Genomic DNA, 25,060 nt, shown 5'->3' with positions numbered 1-25,060 from the left:
TCGTGTCGTCGAACATAGGAACAGATGATGCAACATGCCCCCGTCCTGTTGAACGAGGCCAGCGTCGTGGATGACCGCGCGGCACCGTCAAGCGTCCGGGTGCCGCACCTGACGGTGGCCGCGTTCATCCAGACTGCCGCGACGCGTGACGCGATAGAGCGTGCGAGCGCCGATCGCCGGCTGACCCGCGTCAAGACGGAAATGACCGAGGGCGGCATCACCCAGGCGTGCAAGACCTTTGAAACCCGGCGGACGCCATCGCTTCTGGTCGTCGAGGCGACCACCGGGGGCGATACGCTGTTGCAGGAACTCGATGCGCTTGCCGAGGTGTGCCATCCGGACACCAAGGTGGTCGTGATCGGCGTCGAGAACGACATCGCCCTTTACCGCACCCTTATGGCACGCGGCATCGCGGAATATCTTGTCGGGACGATCACGCCCCTTGTCTATGTCGCAACGGTTCAAGAGTTGTTTGCCGAGGGCGCGGCGACGAAGCTGGGATCGGTCTATGCGTTCGTGGCCGCCAAGGGCGGGGTCGGCGCCTCGACCCTCGCACAGAACATCGCCTGGACCATCGCCGAGGAGGAGGCGAGCCCGACGTTGCTGCTTGACCTCGATCTGCGATTCGGATCGACCGCCGTGAACCTTGACCTGAAACCGGTGACGGGGCTTGAGAAATACGTCGATGACCCCGAAAAGCTCGACTCGGCGCTTCTTGACCGGCTGATCGTGCAGCGCGGCGAATACCTGAGCGTGCTGCCCGGATTCGAGGACCCGCTGAGTGAGGCGCATCCCGCGACGGGTGTGATCGAGCGCATGATCGAGATCGCGCGGGGGTCCTTTCCGCGCGTGGTGCTCGATCTGCCGCATGACTGGTCGGATGTCAGCCGCGATGCCCTGATATCGGCGGACGAGGTGGTGATCGTGGCCGCCCCCGACCTGCCGAACCTGCGCAACACGCGCGCGATCATGGAGCGGCTACGCGCCCTGCGGCCCAACGATGCGCCGCCTCGTGTCGTTCTCAACACCTGCCGGATGCCCAAGCGCAAAGAGATTCCCGCCGAGAAATTCGCCAAGAGCGTCGGTGTCGAAAGCTGTGCGATCATCACCTTTGACGCGGGCACCTTCGGGACGGCCGCGGCCGAAGGGCGCGCGCTGCGCGAGACGGCGTCGCGCGGCAAGGCGCAATGCGCGGTACAGGCGCTGGCCCAGACCCTGACGGGACGCGGCAAGCCGCGGCCGCGTGGCCGACTTCGCCGGCTGTTCAGTCACGGCTGACCGCAGGGCCATATCCCACCCAACCGCAACGGAAGAGACCCGAAATGTCACGATCCTTTGGAAAACGTACGGCGATCGAGACGGCGCAGAAGGTCGTTCCGCCCGTTTCCGAAAAGCCACGGGTGGTGGCCATGCCAGATCGCGTGGCACCGGACGCGCCGGCGGACGAGGTGACGCAACCGCAGGACGTGCCCGCGCCGCAGGCGCCGACAGCCCCGTCGAAGCCGACCGTCTCGCAGCCGACCCCGTCGCAACCGCGCGTAGCCGCCAAGCCGGCAATGCCCGAGAAGGCGGCCGAATATATCGATCTGAAAAAAGAGATCTTCGGCGCATTGATCGAGTCGATCAACATCACCGAACTTGGTCGACTGGACCTTTCGGCGGCCCGGCGCGAGGTCGGCGGCGTCGTCAGCGAGATCCTTGCGGCAAAGCGCGCCGTGCTGTCCACCAGCGAGCAGTTCGAGCTGACAGAAGAAATCTGCAACGATGTCCTCGGCTATGGTCCGCTCGAGCCGTTGCTGGCGCGTGACGATATCGCTGATATCATGGTCAATGGCACCAACCCGATCTATATCGAAGTCGGTGGCAAGGTTCAGCAGACATCGATCCGTTTCAGGGACAATCAGCAGCTTCTCGATATCTGTCAGCGCATCGTCAGCAAGGTCGGTCGCCGCCTCGACGAGTCGAGCCCGATCTGTGACGCCCGGTTGCCCGACGGCAGCCGTGTCAACGTGATCGCACCGCCCCTTGCGATCGACGGCCCGAGCCTGACCATCCGGAGATTCAAGAAGGACAAGCTGACGCTCGACGAGCTTGTCGGCTTCGGCTCGATCACGCCGGCGGGCGCCGAGATCCTCAAGATCATCGGCCGCATCGGGTGCAATGTCGTTATCTCGGGCGGGACCGGGTCGGGCAAGACGACGCTTCTCAACTGTCTTACCCGGTATGTCGGATCCGAAGAGCGCATCGTGACGTGCGAGGACTCGGCGGAACTCCAGCTTCAACAGCCGCACGTCGTGCGACTGGAGACCCGGCCGGCAAACGTGGAAGGCACCGGCGAGGTCACCATGCGCGACCTCATCAAGAACTGCCTGCGCATGCGGCCCGAGCGGATCATCGTCGGCGAGGTGCGCGGCCCCGAGGCCTTCGATTTGCTTCAGGCGATGAATACCGGTCACGATGGCTCAATGGGGACGCTGCACGCGAACACGCCCCGCGAAGCGCTGTCGCGCCTTGGCGCGATGATCACCATGGGCGGCTACGATCTGCCGTCGCACACGATCCAGCAGATGGCGGTGTCGTCCATCGACGTCATCATCCAGGCGGCGCGTCTGCGGGATGGCTCGCGGCGCATCACCCACATCACCGAGGTGCTGGGTATGGAAGGGGATGTGCCGATCCTGCAGGACGTCTTTCTCTACAAGGTCCTCGGCGAGGACGATCAGGGACGCATCATCGGCCAGCACCAGTCCACGGGCATAGGGCGTCCGGCGTTCTGGGATCGCGCCCGGTATTTCGGCGAAGAGGACCGGCTGGCGCGCGCACTCGAAGACTCGAAGAGCCCCAATTGACCCGGTCCGTGATGCAAACATGACGCAATTCAGCCTGACCCTTCTGATCGTTCCGCTCGTCGTGCTGGCGGTGGCCGGGCTGGTGCTGGCCGTCGTCATGCCGTCGCTTCAGGCCCGCGCGCGCCGCAATCGCCGGATGGCGGCGGCGCTTGGCAGCGGTCGCGGTGATGTCGCCGAGACCGCGTCGGGTGGCAAGTCCTCGACCCGGCGCAAGGCCATCGAAAAGACGTTGAAGGAAATCGAGGAACGGCAGTCGGCCCGTTTCGAGAACCGGCGCCGGCCGGGGCTGGAGCAGCGCCTGCGCGAGGCGGGCCTCGAGTGGTCGCCGCGCGGGTACCGGCTGGTGCAAGTTGTGGTCGCCGCTTGCGCATTCGTTGCGTCCCTGCCGCTGGGGGCGCTGTTCGCGGGCGGGATCGCGGGGGTTGCCGGCCTGATCCTGCCCAAGGCCTATGTCGCGTTTCTGCGGCGGCGACGTCTGGCCACATTTGCCGCGGGATTTCCCGACGTGGTCGACCTGATCGTCCGCGGCGTTCGGGCCGGGCGTCCGCTGGTGGATTGCCTCGCGATCGTCGCCTCCGATACCGACGAACCGATCCGCGGCGAATTCCGTCAGGTGGTCGAGGACCAGTCCGTGGGCATGCCGCTGCAAGAGGCCGTTGACCGGCTGGCGCAGCGCGTGCCACTTCAAGAGGTGGGATTTCTCGCGATCGTCGTCGCGATCCAGAGCCGCGCGGGCGGCAGCCTGACCGAGGCCCTGGGCAATCTGGCAACGGTTCTGCGCAGTCGCCGGCAGCTTCAGGCGAAGGTCAAGGCGATGAGCGCGGAGGCCAAGACCTCGGCGGGGATCATCGGCTCGCTTCCCGTCATTGTTGCGGGCCTTGTTCAGCTTACCAGCCCCGATTACCTCGCCGTGCTTTACCAGACACAAATCGGCAACATCGTGATCGTCGCAAGTGCGCTATGGATGGGAATCGGCATTTTCATCATGCGACAGATGATCAACTTCGACATGTGAAAGAGTCCGGACGTGCCAATCGACCTGACAAACCCGTTGATACAGCAAGCGATCATTGTTCTTTCGGCCCTGTCGGTCGTGGGCGTCATCCTGTCGCTTGCCTGGCCATGGCTCGTACGCGACCGGATGGCAGAACGTATCCGCGTCGTGGAAAAGGATCGTCGTCAACTGCCCCGCCGCGAACACTCGGCCAGAGATACGGCCGGTGGCGCGCGCTCGAGGCTCTTCGCCAAAGAGCCGAACCGGATCTTTGCGGGGATCGTCGAAAGCCTCAGCCTTGCGCGTCTGGCCGACGAAAGCGGCACGTCAAAGCTTTTGCGGATGGCGGGCCTGCGCGGGCGCGCCCCGCTGGTCGCCTATCTTGCCTCGCGGTTGATCGCGGCGGTGGTGATGCCGGGCGTCGCCTTTGTCTATATCGCGTTCGTGGTGCAGCCGGACATGTCCATGCCGGTGATGGTCGCGTTGGCATCCGTTGGCGCGGTCATCGGATTTGTCTTGCCCAAGCTGTATGTCCAGAACCTCATTTCCAAGCGGCACCAGAGCCTGCGCCGCAGCTGGCCCGACGCGCTCGATCTTCTGTTGATCTGTGTCGAGTCGGGGATGAGCAGCGAAGGCGCCTTTCGCAAGGTGGCCGAGGAAATCGGCGCCCAGTCGCGGGAACTGGCCGAGGAAATGTCGCTGACCACCGCCGAACTCGCCTATCTGTCCGACCGGCGGCAGGCCTATGAGAATCTTGGCAATCGAACCGGGGTGGACAGTATCAAGGCCGCCGTGATTGGCCTGATCCAGTCTGAAAAATATGGCACGTCACTGGGGCAGACGCTTCGGGTTCTGGCCAAGGAAAGCCGCGATTTCCGCATGTCCGCCGCCGAGAAGAAGGCGGCGGCGCTGCCGCCCAAGCTGACGGTCCCGATGATCCTGTTCTTCCTGCCGGTTCTCTTCGCGGTAATCGCGACGCCGGCGGTCATTCAAGCCCTCGCGTCGTTTTGATGATGGCCTGCACGAACGGGTCCCGCGACGACGGCTGCCGACCTCGCTTGCCGCGATCTTGCGCAGGCTGGATGGCGCGCGGTTCCGGTCATCGGGGGTATCCGCACCCTAGGATGATCCATCCATTGCCGGGGTTGGCGGCTCGGCGGCGCGGCGGGCCTGCTGCGTCCAGTGTTCGAGCGCTGCGGCGACCCCGTCATTGTGGCGCGCCGCATCATCCAGCCGGGCGGACGCATCTGCGAGATCCGCAAACCCCAGGGTTCCGGCCCGGCCCGCGGTTCTGTGGGCCATCTCGCGAAGCGCCGCATGGTCGAAACGACCTTGCGCGATTCGCGTCAGCTGTTTCGACAGATCGCTGCGCAACATACGTACGCGGGCCTGCGCGCCCTCGTCCCCGAACACGGCACAGGCCTCCTTGTACCTGTCGGCATCCTGCACGTCCGTCATCTGCGGCCCTCCGCGGTTGCTCTGTCCCCCCACGTTCTTTGCGGGTATGTGGCAACCATCCTACCCCAATCGAGGCACGCCAATGAAATACCCCAAGTTTTGCGTTCCAGTCAAAGTGACGCTCGAAGACGGCAACCAGTATTACGGTGGCGTTCATGTTATTCAGAGCCAGCGGGTACTGGACGTTCTTTGCGATGAACGCCCCTTCATTCCGTTCAAGCTTCGCGATAGAATGATTTTGCTGAACAAGTCCAAACTGGTGCGAGTCGATCTGTTGGAAATGTCGGAGATTCACGACATGGCGGACCTGTTGCCCGAGGTGAACCTCGACTACCTCAACGCGAACGCCTGGTAGGCCTCTTCGCCCCGTGTTCGCCCAACCGAGTCTCAGAAAGAGGATCTCGTCGGCCCATGACCATAGACCCGGACAAACTGGAGGATGAAGACGGCCGCGTCGCGGCGCTTCTTCGTCTTGATGCGCAGAGCTACGCGTCAGAGGCCACGTTCGACCATATTACGAGACTGCTGCAACTGGTGCTGGGGATGGAGATGGTCACCATCAGTCTCATCAGCAAGGACAAGCAGATCCTGAAAGCGCGCCACGGTCTCGATCTGAAGGAAAGCTCCAGAGAGACTGCGTTCTGCAATTTCGCGATCCGTAAATACGAGCCGCTGATCATCGAGGACACGCATCAGGACGCGCGTGTCCGCGACAACCCGTTCGTGACGGGGCCGCCCTTCCTGCGCTGCTACATAGGTGCGCCGCTGACGACGGCGGACGGATACAACCTTGGAACGATCTGTGCGTTCGAGACAACGCCACGGCGGTTCACCCCGCGCGAGGCCGAGATAACCAGCAAGTTCGCCGAACTTGTCATGAACCAGATGCAATTGCGCAGCCAAGCCAATCGCGATTACCTGACCGGCGTCTACAACAGGCGCAGCTTCATGTCCGGGCTGGAGCGCGAAATGGCGCGGTTGCGCCGGACCAGGGGGACGGCGGTGGTGGCGTTCCTTGATATCGACCATTTCAAACGGGTGAATGATGTCTTCGGGCACCCGACCGGCGACCGTGTTCTCACGGACTTCGCCGAGATCGTCACGGAACACTGCCGCCAGAATGACATCGTCGCCCGGCTTGGTGGTGAGGAATTCGCGGTGTTGTTGACGGATACCGATCTTGCCTCCGCCGTGTCCTGGGCAGATCGGATGCGCAAGCGCGTGGCAGAGCACCGTTTCGATGGGTCCGCTGCCATCAGGGTGACGGTGAGCATCGGCCTGGCCGAGCTTGACGAGAAAATGACGACACCCGGTTGCATCACGGGGATTGCCGACCGTGCCCTTTATGATGCCAAGCGCGCGGGACGAAATCGCGTTGTCGCGTAGGCGGCTGGTCAGGCAGGCAGAGTATCTGCGCGCAGCGGACCGCATGCCCGTGCATGCGCCGCCCCGCTGTGTGACGGTCGCGAGGGTGGCCGTGCCGCGACGCAGGCCCCGCGTGAATGTGTGGCATAATGGCAACGCCGTGGCGCCGGATTTTCACATTCCGTACGCGGGTAACCCATGCGGCGCCATCGTCAGCTACCCTGAGACAAATTCGTTCGCCGCGTCAGCACAGACGCCGCCGCAGCCGGTCCGACATGCAAGGGCGGTGCGGGGCGTACGACGCGCTGTTCGGGACGAACGGCATCGGACCGATACGGGCGCGCTTGCGCGAGACCGCCGACTGAACCAGGGAGACATGTGTTGACCACCCAGATACATCCAGCCGCGATACTGGCCAGACGTATTCTCGCCGTGGCATCGGCCGCGCTGACCTTGGCCGTCACACCGTTGAGTGCGACGAGCTTCGAACTGGTCGATGCGCAGCAGATGGAGGATCTGTCGCTGTCTGTCGGGGCCGGACAACTGGTGCGGACGGACGCCGAGTTCGTCAACGTGTTCGTGGCCGACCCCGCCGTGGCCGATGTTCAGGTCGCCTCGTCGCGGATGTTGTACCTGACGGCGACCGGGATAGGAGAGACGACGGTTTTCATCCTTGGCAATGACGACCGGGTTCTGATGTCGGCCGATGTCCGTGTGACGCACAACGCCCGCGCGCTGTCTGAGGCGCTTTCGCAGGTTGCGCCGGGGCAGCAGGTGCGCGCCCGCAGCATCAACAATTCGCTTGTCGTGACGGGGCGGGTCCAGACCCCCGAACAGGCCGAGGACGTGATGCGCGTGGCCGGGCAATTCGCCGAGGAGGAGCGTATCCTCAACCGCCTCGAGATCGCCACGCCGGTGCAGGTGAACCTTCAGGTGCGGATCGCCGAGGTCAGTCGCAACATCGACCGCCAGCTTGGCATCCGCTGGAACGAACTCGGGATCAGTAGTGGCATCAGCTTTCGCGGCGGCAGCGGGGTCACCAATGGCTACGGTGTCGACGTGTCGCAAAGCTCCGGTGGTCTGAACCTTGACGTGATGCTCGAGGCTCTGTCCGAGGAGGGGCTTGTCGCGATCCTTGCCGAGCCGAACCTGACCGCACGCACCGGCGAGCCGGCGAGCTTCCTTGCCGGCGGCGAATTCCCCTTTCAACGCATCGAAGAAGGCGAGACGGTGACCGATTTCAAGGATTTCGGTATCGGACTGGCCTTCACGCCAACGGTCATAGACGGCAACCGCATCAGTCTGAACGTCGCCGTCGAGGTGAGCGATATCGACTTTTCGGGCGGCGCCGATGTCCCCGCCCTGAGCACCCGTCGCGCCCAGACGACCGTCGATCTGGCCAGCGGACAAAGCTTTTCGATCGCCGGGCTGATCGAGGACACGTCGTCGCAAAACGTGGCCCGCGTGCCGGCCCTGGGGTCCATCCCGATCATCGGGGCGCTTTTCCGGTCCAACGGCTTTCAGCGCGGACAGACCGAACTGGTCATCCTCGTGACGCCGATGATCGTCCAGCCGTCGCGCCCGGAAAACCTGCGCACGCCGCTGGACGACTTCACCCCGCCCAATGATTTCGAGCGTATATTGCTGGGTCGGTTCCAAGGCAGCGGTGAGGCACCCGTTGGCCGCAGCGCGCGACGCCTGAACGGCGCGGCCGGGTTCGCGTTCGAATGAACGCGGGCGGTCGCATGCAGGCCTGGCTCAGGCCGGGCGTGATTTCCGGGCTTTTCGTGCTTTTGCTGGCCAGTTGCGGACAGCAGCCGATCGGCAGCTTCGAGCGTGCGCGCTTTATCGCCGATGGCGGGCAGGCCCATCATGACGTGCGCTTCATGGACGGGTGCACGCGCCTTGCTCCGGGCGAGGCGACACGGCTCGCGTCATTCCTCAAGGCGCTTGAACTGCGGCGCAGCGACGACATCATCGTTCACATGGGCAGCACCGGCTCCGAGCGGCGCGACCGAGAGCGCCGTCAGAGCCTTCGGAACGCGATCAGTGCCGGTCCCGCGCGTCTGGACCTGCGGGCACAACCCGGCTTCAGTCGCCGGGACCCGCGCGAGAACGTGGCGCTGGTGCAGGTTATTCGTCACGATCAGGTGCATGTGGATTGCAGAAATGGCGGCTACAACGCCAGCGATCTGGCATTCCGCATGCCTTTTCCCGTGCTGAATTGTGCAAACCCGACAAACCGCGCTGTCATGGCGGCCGACAAGCGCGATCTGACCCGGCCGCGCCAGACCGGCCCGGCGCGCGGCGAACCCGCAGCCGGCGCCGTGCGCCGCCACCGTTCAGGAGAGGTCAACACCGTGACGCTCGATACGAATGTCGACGACTGATCCGGTTGCGCGGCGCACCGGGCGTCCCGGTGGGCCGCGTGTGTGCAAAGGCGAGGTCGGCCGCGAACCAAGCCGACAGGTGCCGTTTGTCCGGTTGCGATTGTCGGCCGGAACCGAGAGACCGAAGCTGGAGACGCGGATGCAGTTTATCTTTGTCGACAGGAAAGATACTTGCTACGTGACATGATGATCAGAGTATCGGACAGAATGCGACAGATCGCCAAAAATGTTGCGAGATCCGCGCGCGGGGTCGGCCTTGCGGTGGTGACGACGCTTGTCATATCGGGATGTGGTGCCAACGGCATCCCGTTCGACACGTCAGAGCCGGAACCCTCGTCGCTGCGCCTTGCGGATCGTGCCGCGGCGCAGGGCGACCACGAGACGGCCGCCACCCTGTACCGTCGCGAATTCACCGCGAACCCCGATTCCGTCGAGGCGCTTGTCGGGCTCGGGCGCAGCTACCGCAATCTTGGCCAGTCGCGGCGCGGGGAACATGCCCTGCGCGAGGCCGCGTCCCGGCGCGAGGATGACCCCCGCATCCTGCTTGAACTCGGGCGCACGCAGCTTGCTGACGGGCGCGCCACGCAGGCGCTGAAGACGCTGGATCGCGCGCAGGCCAAGGCGCCGCGCGATCTGCGTATCATCACCGCGCGGGGCATTGCCCTGGACCAGCTCAGCCGCCATGACGAGGCGCAGCGCGTGTATCAGAACGGTCTTTCGATCGACCCGACGGATTTCGCGTTGCTCAGCAATCTTGCGCTGTCGCGTGGCCTGTCGGGCGCGCCCGAGGCCGGTATCGAGATCCTGCGTGAACTGGTGCGCAGCAGCGAAGCCACCGGGCGCACGCGCGGAAATCTGGCACTGCTTTACGGTCTGGCCGGGCGCGAACGCGAGGCGCGGGCGACCCTTGCGGTCGATCTGGACGACGCCGCCATCGCCGAGAACATCGCCTATTACCGGGATCTGCGTGAAATGCTCAAGGCAGGCCGCGCCATCGGGGATGTCACCAGCGGCGGTGCGTGAGGTAGCGCCGACCCTGACCTTGCCGCGCCGGCCGCGGGGCGTCCCCGTGCGGCCGGCCGCGAAACGCGGCCTGCCTCCGGTCATGCCGGTGATCCTGTCTCGTCGCACCTCGATGCGATCCGGGTGCAACGACGGGTTGCGCGGTCAAAGCTGCTCTACATCGAAGACGTAGTTGCCGGGGGTGATCTCGTTCTGGATCATGCGTCTGAGAGGGGCGTCGATCTCGGCCTCGTCGAACCGCCCACAGCGCTTGAGCGCGCGCCGCAGATCGACCCGGCCCCCGAGATACTCCAGCAGGACCACAGAGGCCGCGGGCCTGCGCCCGCGTTTCATCGAGCCGCCGGTCTGGAGGCCAAGCAGATAACCGACGCCGGTTTGATACGCGGGATAGAGCATCAACTGCGTGATTGAACTGCACATCAGGGACTCGTGCTCGATCACGTGGATGCGATCCTCCAGCAGGAACACCATGCCTTCGTATTTGCCCGTCTTGCGAGGGCCGCCAAGCGGGTCTTCGGGCGAAAACTCGATGTTCTTCCAATAGAACCGGTCGTCCTTTCGGCTGATGACACTGAGCGACCGGGTGATCTTGCCGGGATAGCCGAAGGAATAGAAATACCTGAAATACCAGCCGACATAACGATCCAGCCCTGTCGAGGCGCGGTGCAGCCGTTCGACCGGATGGGCCCAGGGCGGCATGCGGGGATCGGGCACGGGGCTGCCACGCAACGAGATCAGCTCGGCGAAGCGTTGTGGATCGCCAAGGAGCTCGCTCTCGGTCACACCGAAGAAATCGCAGATGCGCCGCATGTTGTGGCGCGAGGGTCGGACATCGCCCGACAGGTACTTGTTGAACTGCTGGCGATTGATGGCGACGCGGCGGCAGACCTCCGCGATCGACGGAAACAGGCTGCAGGCGAAGGTCAGGTTGTCCGAAAACGGCGTGCCAGTCATGCGCACATCGCTACCGGACGCGGCCCCGGCGTCAAGCCGCAAATGCCGGACCGTGGCCCGGGCCCCCTGATCCGGTCGTACCCGCGGGATCGCGCGGCACACGCGGCAGGGCTTCGCCAAGTGACGCACAAGGCGCGTCGATTGACGCGATATACGCAATTGACAGGTTCCGCGTGATGGAGTCTCCTAGCAGAAAGCCTTGGCCGGAACGGGACGGCCACAAGGCAGACGACACCCATACCCGTTCGACACCCCGATCAACGGAGAGGATACGAGATGACCACGACAACCATGAACCTCGGCAGGCGCGGCTTTTTGAAAAGCGTCGCGGCCAGCGGTCTCGCGGCGGGCACCATGCCGCTGGGGACGGCGATCTGGGCGCAGTCGGGCAGCGTGCTGCGGGCGCACAGCTATGCCGATATCGACGCGCTCGACCCCGGTTTTTACCAGAACGGCTACAATGTCGACGTGATGAACTGCATCTACTCCAAGCTGGCGCGCTACGTGCCGGGCCGCGAGTGGGAGATAGAGCTGGAAGCCGCCGAAGAACTGGAGCAGGTCGACGACACGCATATCCGCTTCAGGCTCAAGCCCGGCATCATGTTCACCGGCGGCCATGGCGAGATGACGGCCGAGGACGTGAAATTCTCGTTCGAGCGGGTGCTGGAGCATGACAGCCCGGTCAAGGGCGACTGGGGCCCGCTGGAGCGTGTGGACGTCACCGGCAAATACGAGGGCACCATCGTTCTGTCCAAGCCGTTCGAGCCCCTGTGGCTGATCGCCATTCCCTACGGCACCGGCCATATCGTGTCGAAGAAGGCCGTCATGGAGGCGACCGAGGATGGTGGTAATTTCGGCATGACGCCGCCCGCCTTCTCCGGGCCTTACGTGCTGGAGGAATGGAAGCCGAACCAGTACGTGCACCTGACGCGCAATCCCGACTGGACCGGCCCGATGCCGGGATTCGACGAGATTCGAATCATTCCCATGGATGACGAAAAGGTCGCCGAGCGCGCCTACGAGTCCGGCGATCTGGATTACACGGCGATCACCCTGTCGTCACTGCCCAGCTACAAGGCGAATCCGCCGGCCAACACCACGATCGAGGAATACCCGTCGCTTTACTACGTGTGGGTCGGGATGAATCTTGAGAACCCGGCGCTGGAAGATATCAACCTGCGCAAGGCGATCCAGCACGCGATCAATATCCCGCAGATCCTTGATGCCGCCTATTCGGGCGTCGCGGATCCGGCCACCGGGCTGATCGCGCCGGGCCTGATCGGGCATCGCGAGGCGCCGCTTGTCCCGGTCGCGGGCGATCTCGACAAGGCGCGCGAATTTCTGGAAATGGCCGGCGGCGCGCCGACCACGCCGCTCACGATCGACACGCTGAACGCCACCACATGGAAGACCATCGCCGAGGTGGTGCAGGCGCAGCTAGGCCAGATCGGCATTCCGGTGCAGATCAACGTGCAGGATTCAGGGTCGTTCTGGACGCTCGGGATGGAAAGCGAGGGTGACCGCTGGAAGGACATGCAGCTTGTCATCAACCGCTTCTCGATGCTGCCGGACCCGTATTACGCGACCAACTGGTTCACCACCGAACAGGTCGGCGTCTGGAACTGGGAGCGGTTCTCGAATCCCGAGTTCGACCAGCTTCACGAGGCCGCGTTGAGCGAATCCGACGACGAAAAACGCGCCGCGATGTATCGCCGGATGCAGGACATGATGGAAGAAACCGGCGCCTACCGTTTCCTCACGCATGAGGGCAGCCCGGTGATGTTCAACGACACCGTCGAACCTGCCCTGCGTCCCGATGCGCGGCCGCTGTATATCGGGTTTACGCCCGATCAGGCCTGACCCCAACCTGAGGGAGACCGCGACCCGTGGTGATCTACGCAATCCAGCGCCTGTTGCTGTCGATGATCATCATCGTGGTCGCGGTCTCGCTACTGAACGTGATGTTGCATCTGGTGCCGGGGGACCCGGCCGTGATGGTACTGGGCCCGCGCGCGACGCCCGAGCTGATCGAACGCACGCGCCTCGAAATGGGGCTGGACCGGCCGATGCTGGTTCAGCTTGCCATGTTCTTCGGCAACCTGGTGCGGGGCGACATGGGCACCGACATCTTCACCGGGCGCGAGGTGTCCACGATCGTGATGGAGGCGCTGCCCTACACGTTGATCCTGATCACCGTGTCGATTCTCTGGGCGATGGCGATCGGCATCCCGCTGGGGTGCTACTCGGCGGTGCGTCGCAATTCGTGGCTGGACCGGATCACCGGCGTTCTTTCGGTCGCGACGATCTCGATCCCGGCCTTCGTGATGGCGCTGTACGGCGTGCTGATCTTTGCCGTCTGGCTGCGCTGGTTGCCGGCCATCGGCGCGGGCGAGACCTTCGGCGAACAGGTAAGGCACCTGATCCTGCCGGCCTTCGCGGTCGGCGTGTCCTGGGTGGGCTATATCGCGCGCGTCGTGCGGGCCTCGATGCTCGAGGTGATGGGCGAGAACCATGTCCGCATGGCGCGCGCCTTCGGGCTGCGCGAGGGCCGCATCCTGACCGCGCATGTGTTGCGCATCGCGGTGCTGCCCGCGGTGACGCTGATCGGGGCAGGGGTGGCGCATCTGTTCTCGGCGGCGGTCTTTGTCGAGGTGATCTTCGCGCGTCCCGGCATCGGCGCACTGATCGTGGGTGCGGTGAACGAACGCAATTATCCCATCGTGCTTGGTGCGGTGCTGGTCACGACCGGCATCATCGTGCTGGCGACGCTGATTTCCGATCTCGTGGTCGCGTGGCTCGACCCGCGCCTGCGCGAGGAGCTTTGACATGACTGATCTGACGACCGAAGCGGCCCGCGCGCCGTCGGCCGCCGCTGTCAATGCGCGGCAGCTGTCGCGCAATCCGATGGGAATGATGGGGCTGATCCTCGTGGTGATCGTCGTGGCGTCGGCGATCTTTGCGCCGTGGATCGCGCCCTATGATCCCAACGCGATCATGGTCGGGCCGCGCCTCAGCGGTCCGTCGGCGGCGCACTGGCTGGGCACCGACCATATCGGGCGCGACCTGTTTTCGCGCGTCGTGTCGGGTGGTCGCATCGCCATGCTGGTCGCGCTGGTTACCCTGACGGCGGCGATGAGCTTTGGCCTGTTGCTGGGACTTCTCGCGGGGTTCGGGCCGAAATGGCTGGACAACATCCTGCTGCTGATCTTCGACGCGATCCGGTCCTTTCCGGTGATCGTCTTCGGTCTTGCGGTCATCACGCTGATCGGGCCCAGCCTGTACACCGTGATCCTTGTCGTGGCGATCACCTCGGTGCCGATCTATGCGCGGATCGTGCGCACGCAGACGCAGGCGCTGCGCACGGCCGAGTTCATCCTTGCCGAGCGCGCGATGGGGGCCAGCACCTTTCGCATCCTTGGCGTGCATATCCTTCCCAACGTGCTGGGGCCGCTGCTGATCCTTGCCAGCATGGACGTGCCGCTCGTGATCGCGGTCGAGGCGGGGCTGAGCTTTCTGGGCATGGGCGTGCGCCCGCCGGCGCCGTCCTGGGGCACGATCCTGAACGACGGCTACAACTTCATCCGCAATTCGCCCTGGCCGGTGATCGGGGGGTCGCTGCCCATCGTCCTCGTGACCCTTGGCTTCACCTTTCTGGGCGAAGCGCTGCGCGACATCTTCGACCCCAAGCTGCGACGGAACCTGTGATGAACGAACCTCTCTTGCGGGTGCGCGACCTGTCGATAGATTTCGGCACCCCGCGCGGGCGCATCCACGCGCTGCGCCATGTCGATTTCGATGTGCCCAAGGGTCGAATTGTCGGGGTCGTCGGCGAAAGCGGCTGTGGTAAATCAACCCTGGCCTACAGCCTGATCGGGTTGCTGGCCGGCAACGCCGAGGTCACCGCGGGCTCTATCAGCCTGGGCGGGACCGAGCTTGTCGGCCTGCCGGACCGCGACATGCGCGCCATCCGCGGCACCCGTATCGCGATGATCTTTCAGGATCCGATGACGGCGCTGAACCCGGTGTCGACCATTGGTCGCCAGATGACCGACATCCAGTATCGCGATGCCGTCAGCCGCGCGGACAAGCGCCAGCGCGCGATCGACATGCTGACCCGTGTCGGCATCCCCGATGCCGAGGCGCTGCTCGACGCCTACCCGCACCAGTTCTCGGGCGGGATGCGACAGCGGGTCTGCATCGCCATGGCGCTGCTGACACGCCCCGACCTGCTGATCGCGGATGAGCCGACGACCGCGCTGGATGCCACCCTGGAAATCCAGATCGTGTCGCTGCTGCGTGAATTGCAGCGCGAATTCGGCTGTTCGGTGGTCTTCGTGTCCCATCACCTCGGCACCGTGGCCGAGCTGTGCGACGATGTGGCGGTGATGTATGCCGGCGAGATGATCGAACGCGGCGACGTGCGCGAGGTGTTCCACCGTCCCGCGCATCCCTACACGCAGGCGCTGTTCGAATGCGATCCGGGGCGGATCAAGGTCGCGACGCGCAACCTGCCGACCATCCCCGGTGATCTGCCAGATCTGGTGCGGGTGCCGGCCGGCTGCATCTTCAAGGATCGCTGCCCGCATCGCTGGGACCGCTGCGATACCGAGCATCCGCAGCGCCACGTGGCGCCGGGCGCGCGGCACGACGCCCGCTGCCACCTGATCGATCCGGCGGAGCGTCGCGCGGCGGTGCCGTCATGAGCGCGCTTCTGGAGGTCGAGAACCTGCGCGTCCGCTATCGCACCGCCGGTCCCATCAAGGCGGCGCTGACGCGGGCCCCGACCGCATTCGACGCGGTCTGCGATGTGTCGTTCAGCATCAACGCGGGCGAGACACTGGGCCTGGTCGGTGAAAGCGGATCGGGAAAGTCGACCGTCGCGCGCACGTTGATCGGGCTGAAACGGGCCGAGTCGGGCTCGATCCGGTTCGACGGAAACGAGATTTCGCGCGCCGGGTCGCGTGCCTACACCGCATTGCGGCGCGAGATGGCGATGATGTGGCAGGATCCCGTCGGGTCGCTGTCGCCGCGCCTGACGGTGGGCGCGCTGGTGACCGAACCCCTGCGCATCCACGGCCGCGCGCGCAACACGCGCGACGAGGCGGCGCGCCTGCTGGACATGGTCGGCCTCGCGCCGGACTTCGCGACGCGCTTTCCGCACCAGTTGTCGGGCGGGCAGGCGCGGCGCGTGGGCGTGGCGCGGGCGCTCGCGCTCAATCCGCGGCTGGTGATCGCGGACGAGCCGACCGCGGGCCTCGATATGTCCGTGCAGGCCGAGGTGCTCAACCTGCTGGCCGACTTGCAACGCCGGTTCGACATCGCGATCCTCGTCATCACGCATAACCTCAACGTGGTGCGCCACATTACCGACCGGATGGCGATCATGTATCTTGGCCGTTTCGTCGAACAGGGGCCGACCGCGCGTATTTTCGAGGCGCCGCGCCACCCCTATACCGAGGCGCTGCTGTCGGCGAATCCTCAGCCCGACCCGGACGCGGCCCATGCGCGGATCACGCTGTCTGGCGAGATGCCCAGCCCGCGACACCGTCCGGGCGGATGCGAGTTTCACACCCGCTGCCGCTACGCCCAGGCCGATTGCCGGATAACTGTCCCCCCGGTGACGCGGGTCGATGGCGGTCACGGCTTCACCTGCCTGCATCCGCTCTCCGCAACGCGCGGGCCAGGGACAAAGACCACCTGAGCGCGACAACCAAGGACCTTCCGACCCATGAGCTACGGCATCTATATCGGCCGCGATCACACCGCCGACGGCATCGCCTACCTGGCCGGCTACGGCGACGAGCCGTCGTCGCACTGGCTGGAACTGGTCCCGCGCAAGACCCATGCCACGGACAGCACGATCACCGTCGGCGTCACGCCGCAGGCGGGTCTGCCGGGCCAGCGGTCCCGGATACCCCAGGCGGGGCAGACCGCGCGGCATCTGCGGGTCAGCTACAGCCACTATCTTGGCGTGCCCGCGCCGCTGACCAATGGCGGGCTCAACGAGCACGGGGTCGCCGTGCGCGACATCTGGTCCCCCTCGCGCCCCGAGCTGGTGGCGATGACGCCCGCCGATCAGACCGGGCCGAACTATTCCGATCTTGCCCGCATCGTCACCGAACGCGCCACCACCGCGCGCCACGGGGTCGAGATCATCGGGGATCTCATCGCGCGCCACGGCTACGCCTGCTACGGCGGCAACTCGCACATGATCGCCGATCCGGACGAGGCATGGGTGGTCATCCAGTTTTCCGGCGGGCGCGGGCTGTGGGTTGCCGAACGGCTGGGCCCCGACAGCATCCGTGCCTCGCGTCCCGGCTATATCGGCATGATTCCGGATGCGCCGGACGCCGATTACATGTTCCCGCCGCATTTCAAGGAAACGGCCGTGGCGCAGGGCTGGTATGATCCGGCCGAAGGCGCGTTCGATGTCAACCGCATCTACGGCGACGGGCTGGGCCGTTGGCCCGGCGTCGCCTGGATCGAGGACGAAATGACCGCCCGCGCCGCGCGTCCCGGCAAGGTCACGCTGGCGGATGTGTTCTGGTCCATCTCGACCGAAACGCTGACCGGCGACACCGCCGGGTACGGTCAGGTCGTGCCGCTGACGCACCCGTCCCATGCCGCGCTGCGGATGATGTGGCACGCGCCCGTCGGGCCGGTGACCGCCCCGCTTGTGCCGGTGTTCCTGGGCCAGACCGAGGTGCCGCTGGAATACGGCGCGCACCGCTACCTGGCGACCGGCGAAAGCGCGCGTTTTCTGGACGAACGGCATGTCGACAAGCAGCCCGATTCCGTGTCGCACATCCCGCAAGGCGCGGAATCCACCGTGTCGGCCTTTTACGCGTTCAAGCGCCTGATGCATCTGGTGTTTCAGCAGCCCGACCCGTTTCTGGCGGAAATCTGGGCGCATTGGCGCCGTGTCGAGGCGCAGTTCGTGGACGAACTCCCCGATATCCTGCGCAGCGCGGAGTTGCTTCTGGAGGCTGGTGAACCGGGGCTGGCCGAACGGCTGCTGACCGATCACGCCCGCACGCGGCTTCTGACCGTGCTGGACGACGCGCAAACCCTCGCCGCAGCGCTGGACGTGCGTTTGCGCGGGGCCGGCGGCTTGAACATGTCCCTGTCGCCGCGCAGACCCGACCAGATCTGGTGAAACCGCGCGACGCCACTCGTGCGTCGCAGGATATCGTCTGCATACACGGGGCTGAGGATCGCGGTCGGGCGCAGCCAGACCACGAGGGTGGGCAGAAAGCCGAGGTTGACCACGCCCGCCGCCCCTCACTCCTCCCCGTCGACCCGCCCGCGCAGGGCCTTGACCTCGCCGCGGACCTTCTTGGCTTTCAGGCGGCGTTTTTTTGCCCCCAGTGTGGGGCGGGTGGGGATACGGGGCTTGGGCTTCACCGTCGCCTGCTTGATCAGTTGGGCCAGGCGGTCGCGGGCGATGTCGCGGTTGCGGGCCTGGCTGCGGGTCTCGTCGCACTGGATCACCACCGCGCCCTCGGTCGTCCAGCGCCGCCCCGCCAGCCGCCGCAGCCGGGTTTTCACCGGCCCGGGCAGGTTGGGCGAGCGTGCGGCCTCGAACCGAAGCTCTACCGCGCTCGACACCTTGTTGACGTTCTGCCCGCCGGGACCCGAGGCGCGGGTGAACTGTTCGGTCAGCTCCCAATCCTCGATGGTGATCCGGTCGGTTATTCTCAGCATCTTCGCCTCGGGGCCGTTGGCCGTGTAGGTTTCGCGCGTACGCAGCGTACATCCTGCACAGGACGAACACTACACGAAACGCACTGAAAAGGGCCGTCCCCGGTCGGGAACGGCCCTTCAGAAGTCGCGGAGGTGTGCCGGTCAGGCGCACCAATCCGGGCGGCACGCGCCGCGGGGCTGCCCTAGACGCGGCCCTCCCGAACTGTCCCGACACCTCGCTCCAACACCTCTATAGACACTGGACCACCTCCTTTCGTTTGTTGAACTCAACTCGAAGATGGCACAGATTTCGTGTCTGTCAAAAGAATTCTTTTGCCGCCGCGCGGGACGGGCGCATGGCCACCCCGTCGGGTGTGGCCGGGTGCGCGCTGGCTTGCGGCATGTCGTGGCATGGCATACACTCAGGTGGTGATGTGTCGTGCCGGACGTCGTCCTCTCATCGGGTGTCCTGCCGCGTCCCCGGATCGGAGTATTCCCCATGCGTCACCTTGTTCTGCCGCTTTTGCTATGTGCCGGTCCCGCCCTTGCCGACGAGATCGCGCTGTCCAGTCGCGTGGACGCGGTGACGGTCTATCCGCAGGGCGCGACCGTGACCCGCGAGGTGCCGTTCACCGCCCCTGCCGGAACCCATGACTTGATCGTGGCCGATCTGCCCCGCGGCACGCCGCTGGCCTCGGTGCGGGTGACGGTGGATGGCGCACGCATGGGCGGGGTCACCACGCGGCAGGATTACGTGCCCCCCCGCGACATGGCCGAACGCCCGGACGTTCTGGCCGCCCGCGCCGAGGTCGAGCGGCTGGAAGACGCGCTGCGCCGGGCACGCGATGATGTCGACGACATCCGGCTTCGGGCCGAGGCCGCGCGCGCGCGGGTCGCCTTTCTTGACCGGATCGGACAGGGGGGCGCGGCGGCCGCGCTCGGGGTCGAGGAGATGCGCGCGCTGTCCGAGATGATCGGGACCGAATCGCTGGCTGCACGCCAGGCCGCCGCCGAGGCGACCCGCCGCGCGGATGCCGCCGAGCGCGCGCTGAAGGACGAGATCGCGGCGCTTGACGCGGCACGGCAGGCCCTCGAGGCGCTTGTGCCAGAGGATGTCGCGCGCGCCATGGTGGGTGTCACCGTCGCGTCGGATGCCAAGATCGACGGACGCCTTACTGTCACCTACGCGATCCCGGACGCGGGCTGGCAGCCGTTATACGATCTGTACCTCGCGCGCGGCAGCGACACGTTGCGGATCGAGCGTGGCGCGTTCGTCCATCAATCCACAGGCGAGAATTGGCGGGACGTCGCGTTGAACTTGTCGACCCGGCGACCTTCCGGACAGATGGAACCGGCGCAGGTCCAGCCCTGGATCCCGCGCATCTTCGATCCGGACGACATCAGGCCGATGGCCGCCGACCAACAGGCCGAGGGGCGGATGTCCCTTGCCGGGCAGGTGGCAAACAGCGCCGAAGCTGCGCGACCGCGGTTCGATGGTCTGTCGGTGACATATGCCTATCCGTCGCCTGTCGACGTGGCGAGCGGGGCGGATCGGGTGCGGCTGATGCTTGGCCGGATGGACACCGAGGCCGATATCGTGGCGCGGGCCGTGCCGATGGTGGACGAAACGGCCTTTGTGATGGCACGGTTCACCAACGACACCCAAGAGGTGCTTTTGCCCACGCAGCAGGCGCGGTTCTTTCTTGACGGGGCCTATGTCGGGCAGCGCGACATCGGGTTGATCGCAGCCGGTGCCGAGGCCGAACTGTCCTTCGGCCCGATCGAGGGGCTGCGCCTGAGCCGCCGGGTGCAGGACAGGAACGAAGGTGATCGGGGCATCATTCGCCAATCCAGCCGGATGACCGAAACCGTCGTGATCGAGGTCGAGAACCTCACGCAGGACACGTGGCCGTTGCGGGTCATCGACCGGGTGCCGGTCTCGGAGCAGGATGCGCTTGACGTTGTGTGGCAGGCCACGCCCCAACCCGCAGAGCGCGATCTTGACGGCAAGCGTGGCGTCATCGCATGGGATCTGGACCTGCCCGCAGGTGAAACCCAGAGCATCCGGCTTCGTTCCGAAATGACATGGCCCGAGGACAAGGTCCTGCGCTGAGCCGCTCGTGTCTGGCCGCACCCGAAGGGCCCCGCCAGACCCGAGCGGCCAGTCCCGAGCGGTCAGTGCGCCCGGTTCAGTCGCAGCGCGTTTCGGCCTCTTCGACCGCTGCCGTGTATCCGAACAGCGAAAACGTGTCCTGGGTCTGTGTGCCCCGCGATGACCGCGCGGTAAGGACGGCCTCCGCGCCACGCTTCATCGCGGCGAGGATTCTGGCATCGTCGTCGGTGCTGGCCGGCCAGGCCCATTCCCCTTCGGTGAACAGTTCGAACTCGCTGTCGCCGATTTCCATGTTGACGGTAGAGCCGTCGGCGAAGGGATATCCGCCGGTGAAGGTGATCTGCCCCTGTACATCGGCATTGGGGCGGAAGAAGGTCATCAGCAGGATATCGCCGCGTCGCACGGCGACGACACGCCCGTCACGGGTGTTCACCGTCTCGGTCGGGGCGGAGACCGCCCAGCATTCGCGCGGGTCGGTATCCTCGAAAACGCTCCATGCGGTGTTGGTCGCGACCTGATTGGTGCTGGTCTCTTGCGCCGCCGCGCCCGTCGCCAGAGTGCCCGCCAGAGCCAGTGCGAATCCAGCTGCTAATCGTGATGTCATGTGTCCAGCCTCCAAGCCGTCCTGAGCCTCAATATCGCCGGGTCGCTTGCATTCCTTCGCGGAATTCTTTTGTACTGCGACCAGACACGCTGCGATGGCGTGATAATAGTCCGAAACAGCCGTCGAATGAAAGACGTGATTGGCATGTGCCGGGCCATCCGGCGCAACCATCCGAACCCGAGGAAGCCCATGACCCAAGCCGTCCCCCTGACCGAAATCTGGCGCGGCCCGCGACCCGAAAGCGTGCACCTCGGACACGCGGTGATCTGCGACGCCTCTGGCGATATCAAGGCGGCGTGGGGCAATCTGGCCGAGACGGTGCTGGCGCGATCCTCGGCCAAGATTATCCAGGCGCTGCCGCTGCTTGCCAGCGGTGCGGCGGATGCGCACGGACTGACCTCTGAACACCTTGCCCTCGCCTGCGCCTCGCACGAGGGGACGCCCGCGCATGCCGATCGGGTGCGCGACTGGGTGTCATCGCTGGGGATGGGGGACGACGATCTGAGGTGCGGCCCGCATGACCCGCTGGACCGCGCCGCCGACATCGCGCTGATCCGCGATGGCCGGATGCCCTGTCAGTGCCACAACCAGTGCTCTGGCAAGCATGCGGGGTTCCTGACGCTCAACAGGCATCTCGGCGGTGGCCCCGATTACATCGACCCCGGCCATCCGGTGCAGCAGTCGGTCCGCGAAAGCGTCGAGATGGTCACCGACGAGACCTCGCCCTTTCACGTCATCGACGGGTGTTCAGCCCCGAATTTCGCCAGTAGCCTGCAGGGCATGGCCCGCGCCATGGCGTGGTTCGCCGCCGCGTCGGAAACCGGGGATGCCGCCGAACGCGCGGCGGTCCGGTTGTGGCAGGCGATGGTCGCGCATCCCGACCTCGTGGCGGGCGAGGGGCGTGCCTGCACTGAGCTGATGCGCGCCTGTTCCGAGCCGGTGGCGCTCAAGACCGGGGCCGAGGGGTTCTTCGTGGCGATCCTGCCGCGTCGCGGTCTCGGGGTCGCGCTCAAGGTGATCGACGGCGGCACGCGCGGGGCGAATTGCGCGATCGCCTCGATCCTCGTGCGGCTCGGCGTGCTCGACCCCGCACATCCGGCCGCCCGCCGGGTGCGCAATGCCCCGATCATCAATTGGCGCGGGATCGAGACGGGCATGATCAAGCCTGCGGACAGCCTTGTCTGAACGGCCCCGGTGTTCCGCACCCGACTAAAGTTTTCCGGCCTGTCCCCAGTGTGTCGTCGCCCTACGACCTCGATCCGGGCGGCAGCTATACGCCGATTCTGTGGAAAAACACCTGTTCGCGAGCGCAGAAATAGCTGTTCAAAATGCGGCGCAAACGCCTTTCCTTTCAGGCTTTTCGCGTTTGCTGCGGTGCGGGAAAGATCTTCGCCAGCTTTCGGAGGTTCTGGGCGGTGGCGGCAAGCAGGAATTCGTCGTTTGCGCCGCATGGCCCACGTAATCGGAGCCTTCCGAGTCCGAGGATGCGTTTGAGGTGGGCAAAGAGCATCTCGACCTTTTTCCGGAGCTTCATGGAGATGTCGTATTGGCGGGTTTTGGCGATATCCCGGGCGACCTGGCGGGCATCTTCATGTTCCTCGCGGGTGATGGATCTTGCATCGGCGTTCGGGCAACATTGCTGTTTCGACGGGCAGGCCTGGCAGGTCAGTTTTAGCGCGCGGTATTTGGTCCGGCCCTCACTGATCGGCCCCCGGTTCGGGTCGGAATAGTTCCGGCGGAACTGCTTCAGTTCGTGGCCCTCGGGGCAGATGTATTGGTCGTTCTCGGCGTCCCACTCGAAGTCCGCCCGGCTCCAGGTGCCGTCGGTGCGGCCCGATTTGTCGAAGACCGGGATGTGGGGCGCGATCTTGCGGTCGACCAGCCAGCCCAGCATCGGCCCGGTCCCATAGGCGGTGTCCGCGATCAGCGGCTCAGGATGCAAGTCGAACCTGGCCTTCACCCGATCCAGCATGGTCTTCGTCGAGCCGACTTCGGCCTGTCGAATGGACCGCGTGGCCTCGACATCCACGATCACCCCGTGATCGGTGTCGATCAGGTAATTGTCGGAATAGCTGAAGAATGCGTTCGCCAATGTCTCTCGGACCATTGGCGTTCCATTGGCTCACCCTTGCGTGCTGCGGTCCACTGGCTGGCCGGGTCAGAATGCGAGGTGAACTTGGGATGGACCTCACTGGCGGCGCCGAACGCGGCATTCGACAGGAAAACGATCCCCCGGATCGTTTTCTGGTCTGTCTCATTCCAGCGTGTCGAGATACTCGCGCACGGCGCGGGGCGCATCGGCCGGATCGATCCGGGATGCGTCTCAGTCTTCCTGCGGCGTCGAGTTCTGCTTGTTCGCGTTCGTCGGGCAATTGATCCCCCGGATCAATTGCTGATCCTCCTCACCCTCGATCAGGCTGGCATCGACCGCCATGCGCTGGCCGCTGACCAGGCCTTCGGCGATGCAGCGCGCGACGGTCACCTCGAACAGATGCCGCAGCAGCTCGCTGTCGCGAAACCGGCCGTGGCGGTTCTTTGAGAAGGTCGAGTGATCCGGCACACGGTCGCTCAGGTCGAGGCGGCAGAACCAGCGATACGCGAGATTCAGATGCACCTCTTCGCAGAGCCGCCGCTCGGACCGGATCCCGAAACAATACCCGACCAGCAGCATACGGATCAGCAGCTCGGGATCGACGGACGGGCGGCCGGTATGGCTGTAAAAGTCTGCAAGATGGGCGCGGATGCTGTCCAGATCGACGAACCGATCAATGGAGCGAAGCAGGTGATCCTGAGGGACGTGGTCTTGCACAGAGAACTCGTAGAACAGCGCCGGTTGCGCCACCTGCCTTGATCCCATCATCGCCGATCCTCCCGATCAATGCCGGAATTGAATCAGCAGTATGCCCTTCGATCAAGCACGAGGTTTTCAACAAAATACGCCGTTCCTTCCGAGAGCCTTCGCAACCGCAGCGCGGATCGAGCCTCCGCAGCGAACGGCAGGAAGGTCCGCACCGCGGCCGACCATGCTGCGCCAAGGATCTCCAAAATGGCTCCCGAAGAAATCTTCGCGAACTTTTCCTCGCCGTGCACCTTTGGCTGGTGGGCCCGTCCACAGATTGTGACCTCGAATTGCAACACGAAATGCAACGGGCTGGCCTTGGTCGGCCCACGTCCGTCAGTCGCTCACAGTGCACGAAAACAAGTTCTTAACCCAACGGCCGTTCATGGGTTCCTCAGCAGGGCTCAAGCTGAGCTACGGACGATCTTTAAGGGTGAGTGCAGGTTTCAGGCTCTCAACCTCACCGTAGCCAAGGTCCCCGTGACCTGACCTGCGGCCCCCTTTTTTCTTTAGAAATCACCTCACGCACCTGCCGTTTTCATCAATAAAATAGGTGAATACCCCTGATTGGGTTGCCGTCGGCCGAAGAACTCCTTATGCGGCGTTGCAGCGAACACGGACCTGGGGGTGATCTCGGGTGGCTCTTCCGGCCGCCGATCCGCCGGACAACGACAGACAATCGTGCACTTGCACACCGGCAGCGCGACACGGGCGCGGTCGGTACCGGATACGTTTACATGATTTCATTCGACGCTTACCGCAGCCAGTGGCTGGGAAACATTCGCGGC

General features: G+C 65.1%; 22 protein-coding genes, 1 pseudogene and 1 other annotated feature. Of the genes and pseudogenes, 17 read left to right on the top strand and 6 right to left on the bottom strand.

The genetic code is table 11. The features are described from left to right. Window positions 1-27: 27 nt before the first annotated feature. The 4 genes from ACROSR_RS15255 to ACROSR_RS15240 are packed head-to-tail and all read left to right on the top strand — an operon-like array spanning window position 28 to window position 4,854. A complete protein-coding gene (locus ACROSR_RS15255) occupies window positions 28-1,278 on the top strand; it encodes a CpaE/TadZ family protein (RefSeq protein ID WP_432686548.1) in 1,251 nt (416 codons plus the stop codon). Window positions 1,279-1,322: 44 nt separating this feature from the next. Further along, window positions 1,323-2,849: a TadA family conjugal transfer-associated ATPase gene (locus ACROSR_RS15250; protein ID WP_432686546.1), complete on the top strand. Its 1,527-nt coding sequence runs from the start codon at window positions 1,323-1,325 to the stop codon at window positions 2,847-2,849. Window positions 2,850-2,868: 19 nt separating this feature from the next. Beyond that, complete coding sequence (locus tag ACROSR_RS15245; protein WP_432686544.1) at window positions 2,869-3,864, top strand: type II secretion system F family protein; 996 nt, start codon at window positions 2,869-2,871, stop codon at window positions 3,862-3,864. Between the two features lie 12 nt (window positions 3,865-3,876). Next, window positions 3,877-4,854 carry a type II secretion system F family protein gene (locus ACROSR_RS15240; RefSeq protein ID WP_432686542.1) on the top strand — a complete coding sequence of 326 codons (978 nt, stop codon included), beginning with the start codon at window positions 3,877-3,879 and terminating at the stop codon, window positions 4,852-4,854. Between the two features lie 108 nt (window positions 4,855-4,962). Here the strand turns inward: ACROSR_RS15240 and ACROSR_RS15235 are convergent, their stop codons facing one another. Then, window positions 4,963-5,301: an Hpt domain-containing protein gene (locus ACROSR_RS15235; protein ID WP_432686540.1), complete on the bottom strand. Its 339-nt coding sequence runs from the start codon at window positions 5,299-5,301 to the stop codon at window positions 4,963-4,965. A gap of 82 nt (window positions 5,302-5,383) precedes the next feature. Here ACROSR_RS15235 and ACROSR_RS15230 point away from each other — a divergent pair, with 82 nt between their 5' ends. The 5 genes from ACROSR_RS15230 to ACROSR_RS15210 all read left to right on the top strand — a co-directional run bounded on the left by ACROSR_RS15230 (window position 5,384) and on the right by ACROSR_RS15210 (window position 10,079). After that, window positions 5,384-5,656, top strand: coding sequence for a hypothetical protein (locus ACROSR_RS15230; RefSeq protein ID WP_432686538.1), 273 nt, complete (start codon window positions 5,384-5,386; stop codon window positions 5,654-5,656). Window positions 5,657-5,712: 56 nt separating this feature from the next. Continuing rightward, a complete protein-coding gene (locus tag ACROSR_RS15225; RefSeq protein ID WP_432686536.1) occupies window positions 5,713-6,687 on the top strand; it encodes a sensor domain-containing diguanylate cyclase in 975 nt (324 codons plus the stop codon). A 360-nt stretch (window positions 6,688-7,047) separates the two neighbouring features. Then, window positions 7,048-8,397 carry a type II and III secretion system protein family protein gene (locus ACROSR_RS15220; protein WP_432686534.1) on the top strand — a complete coding sequence of 450 codons (1,350 nt, stop codon included), beginning with the start codon at window positions 7,048-7,050 and terminating at the stop codon, window positions 8,395-8,397. Between the two features lie 14 nt (window positions 8,398-8,411). Then, window positions 8,412-9,056 (top strand): CpaD family pilus assembly lipoprotein, encoded by a 645-nt coding sequence (locus ACROSR_RS15215; RefSeq protein WP_432686532.1) that lies wholly within the window; start codon window positions 8,412-8,414, stop codon window positions 9,054-9,056. Window positions 9,057-9,263: 207 nt separating this feature from the next. Further along, window positions 9,264-10,079, top strand: coding sequence for a tetratricopeptide repeat protein (locus ACROSR_RS15210; protein WP_432686530.1), 816 nt, complete (start codon window positions 9,264-9,266; stop codon window positions 10,077-10,079). A 144-nt stretch (window positions 10,080-10,223) separates the two neighbouring features. Here the strand turns inward: ACROSR_RS15210 and ACROSR_RS15205 are convergent, their stop codons facing one another. Beyond that, entirely contained in the window at window positions 10,224-11,033 is an 810-nt protein-coding gene (locus tag ACROSR_RS15205) for a helix-turn-helix domain-containing protein (RefSeq protein ID WP_432686528.1), read from the bottom strand. Window positions 11,034-11,309: 276 nt separating this feature from the next. Between ACROSR_RS15205 and ACROSR_RS15200 the strand changes: the two genes are divergently transcribed. From ACROSR_RS15200 to ACROSR_RS15175, 6 genes are read left to right on the top strand one after another with little or no spacing between them, the layout of a single operon-like run. After that, on the top strand, window positions 11,310-12,893 hold the full coding sequence (locus ACROSR_RS15200) for an ABC transporter substrate-binding protein (RefSeq protein ID WP_432686526.1): 1,584 nt from the start codon (window positions 11,310-11,312) through the stop codon (window positions 12,891-12,893). A gap of 26 nt (window positions 12,894-12,919) precedes the next feature. Continuing rightward, complete coding sequence (locus tag ACROSR_RS15195) at window positions 12,920-13,858, top strand: ABC transporter permease (RefSeq protein WP_432686524.1); 939 nt, start codon at window positions 12,920-12,922, stop codon at window positions 13,856-13,858. A 1-nt stretch (window position 13,859) separates the two neighbouring features. Continuing rightward, window positions 13,860-14,738, top strand: coding sequence for an ABC transporter permease (locus tag ACROSR_RS15190; protein WP_432686522.1), 879 nt, complete (start codon window positions 13,860-13,862; stop codon window positions 14,736-14,738). After that, window positions 14,738-15,736 (top strand): ABC transporter ATP-binding protein, encoded by a 999-nt coding sequence (locus ACROSR_RS15185; protein WP_432686520.1) that lies wholly within the window; start codon window positions 14,738-14,740, stop codon window positions 15,734-15,736. The genes ACROSR_RS15190 and ACROSR_RS15185 overlap by 1 nt, the downstream gene beginning before the upstream one ends. Beyond that, a complete protein-coding gene (locus ACROSR_RS15180) occupies window positions 15,733-16,734 on the top strand; it encodes an ABC transporter ATP-binding protein (protein WP_432686518.1) in 1,002 nt (333 codons plus the stop codon). The genes ACROSR_RS15185 and ACROSR_RS15180 overlap by 4 nt, the downstream gene beginning before the upstream one ends. A gap of 27 nt (window positions 16,735-16,761) precedes the next feature. After that, window positions 16,762-18,189, top strand: a complete 1,428-nt coding sequence (locus ACROSR_RS15175; RefSeq protein ID WP_432686516.1) for a C69 family dipeptidase — start codon at window positions 16,762-16,764, stop codon at window positions 18,187-18,189. Between the two features lie 125 nt (window positions 18,190-18,314). Here ACROSR_RS15175 and arfB read toward each other — a convergent pair whose 3' ends face one another. Further along, a complete protein-coding gene (arfB, locus tag ACROSR_RS15170; RefSeq protein WP_432686514.1) occupies window positions 18,315-18,737 on the bottom strand; it encodes an alternative ribosome rescue aminoacyl-tRNA hydrolase ArfB in 423 nt (140 codons plus the stop codon). A 478-nt stretch (window positions 18,738-19,215) separates the two neighbouring features. On the opposite strand from arfB, the gene ACROSR_RS15165 reads away from it, so the two are divergent. Further along, window positions 19,216-20,829 (top strand): DUF4139 domain-containing protein, encoded by a 1,614-nt coding sequence (locus ACROSR_RS15165; protein ID WP_432686512.1) that lies wholly within the window; start codon window positions 19,216-19,218, stop codon window positions 20,827-20,829. 76 nt (window positions 20,830-20,905) lie between these two features. Here the strand turns inward: ACROSR_RS15165 and ACROSR_RS15160 are convergent, their stop codons facing one another. After that, window positions 20,906-21,433, bottom strand: coding sequence for an invasion associated locus B family protein (locus ACROSR_RS15160; RefSeq protein ID WP_432686510.1), 528 nt, complete (start codon window positions 21,431-21,433; stop codon window positions 20,906-20,908). Window positions 21,434-21,622: 189 nt separating this feature from the next. On the opposite strand from ACROSR_RS15160, the gene ACROSR_RS15155 reads away from it, so the two are divergent. Beyond that, window positions 21,623-22,618 (top strand): asparaginase, encoded by a 996-nt coding sequence (locus ACROSR_RS15155; RefSeq protein WP_432686508.1) that lies wholly within the window; start codon window positions 21,623-21,625, stop codon window positions 22,616-22,618. A 166-nt stretch (window positions 22,619-22,784) separates the two neighbouring features. On the opposite strand, the pseudogene ACROSR_RS15150 reads toward ACROSR_RS15155, so the two are convergent. Both ACROSR_RS15150 and ACROSR_RS15145 read right to left on the bottom strand, forming a co-directional pair. Next, a pseudogene (locus tag ACROSR_RS15150) lies at window positions 22,785-24,293 on the bottom strand (IS1182 family transposase). A 32-nt stretch (window positions 24,294-24,325) separates the two neighbouring features. Continuing rightward, a complete protein-coding gene (locus tag ACROSR_RS15145; protein WP_432686506.1) occupies window positions 24,326-24,580 on the bottom strand; it encodes a hypothetical protein in 255 nt (84 codons plus the stop codon). 306 nt (window positions 24,581-24,886) lie between these two features. Beyond that, window positions 24,887-24,943: a sequence feature (sul1 is cis-regulatory element that is thought to sense ions involved in sulfur or methionine metabolism; They are found in Alphaproteobacteria), on the top strand. Window positions 24,944-25,060: the final 117 nt, after the last annotated feature.

Origin of the sequence: Roseovarius tibetensis (assembly GCF_050896375.1) — a bacterium.
Classification (GTDB): domain Bacteria; phylum Pseudomonadota; class Alphaproteobacteria; order Rhodobacterales; family Rhodobacteraceae; genus Roseovarius; species Roseovarius tibetensis.
This window is presented reverse-complemented; position numbering and strand designations above follow the sequence as displayed.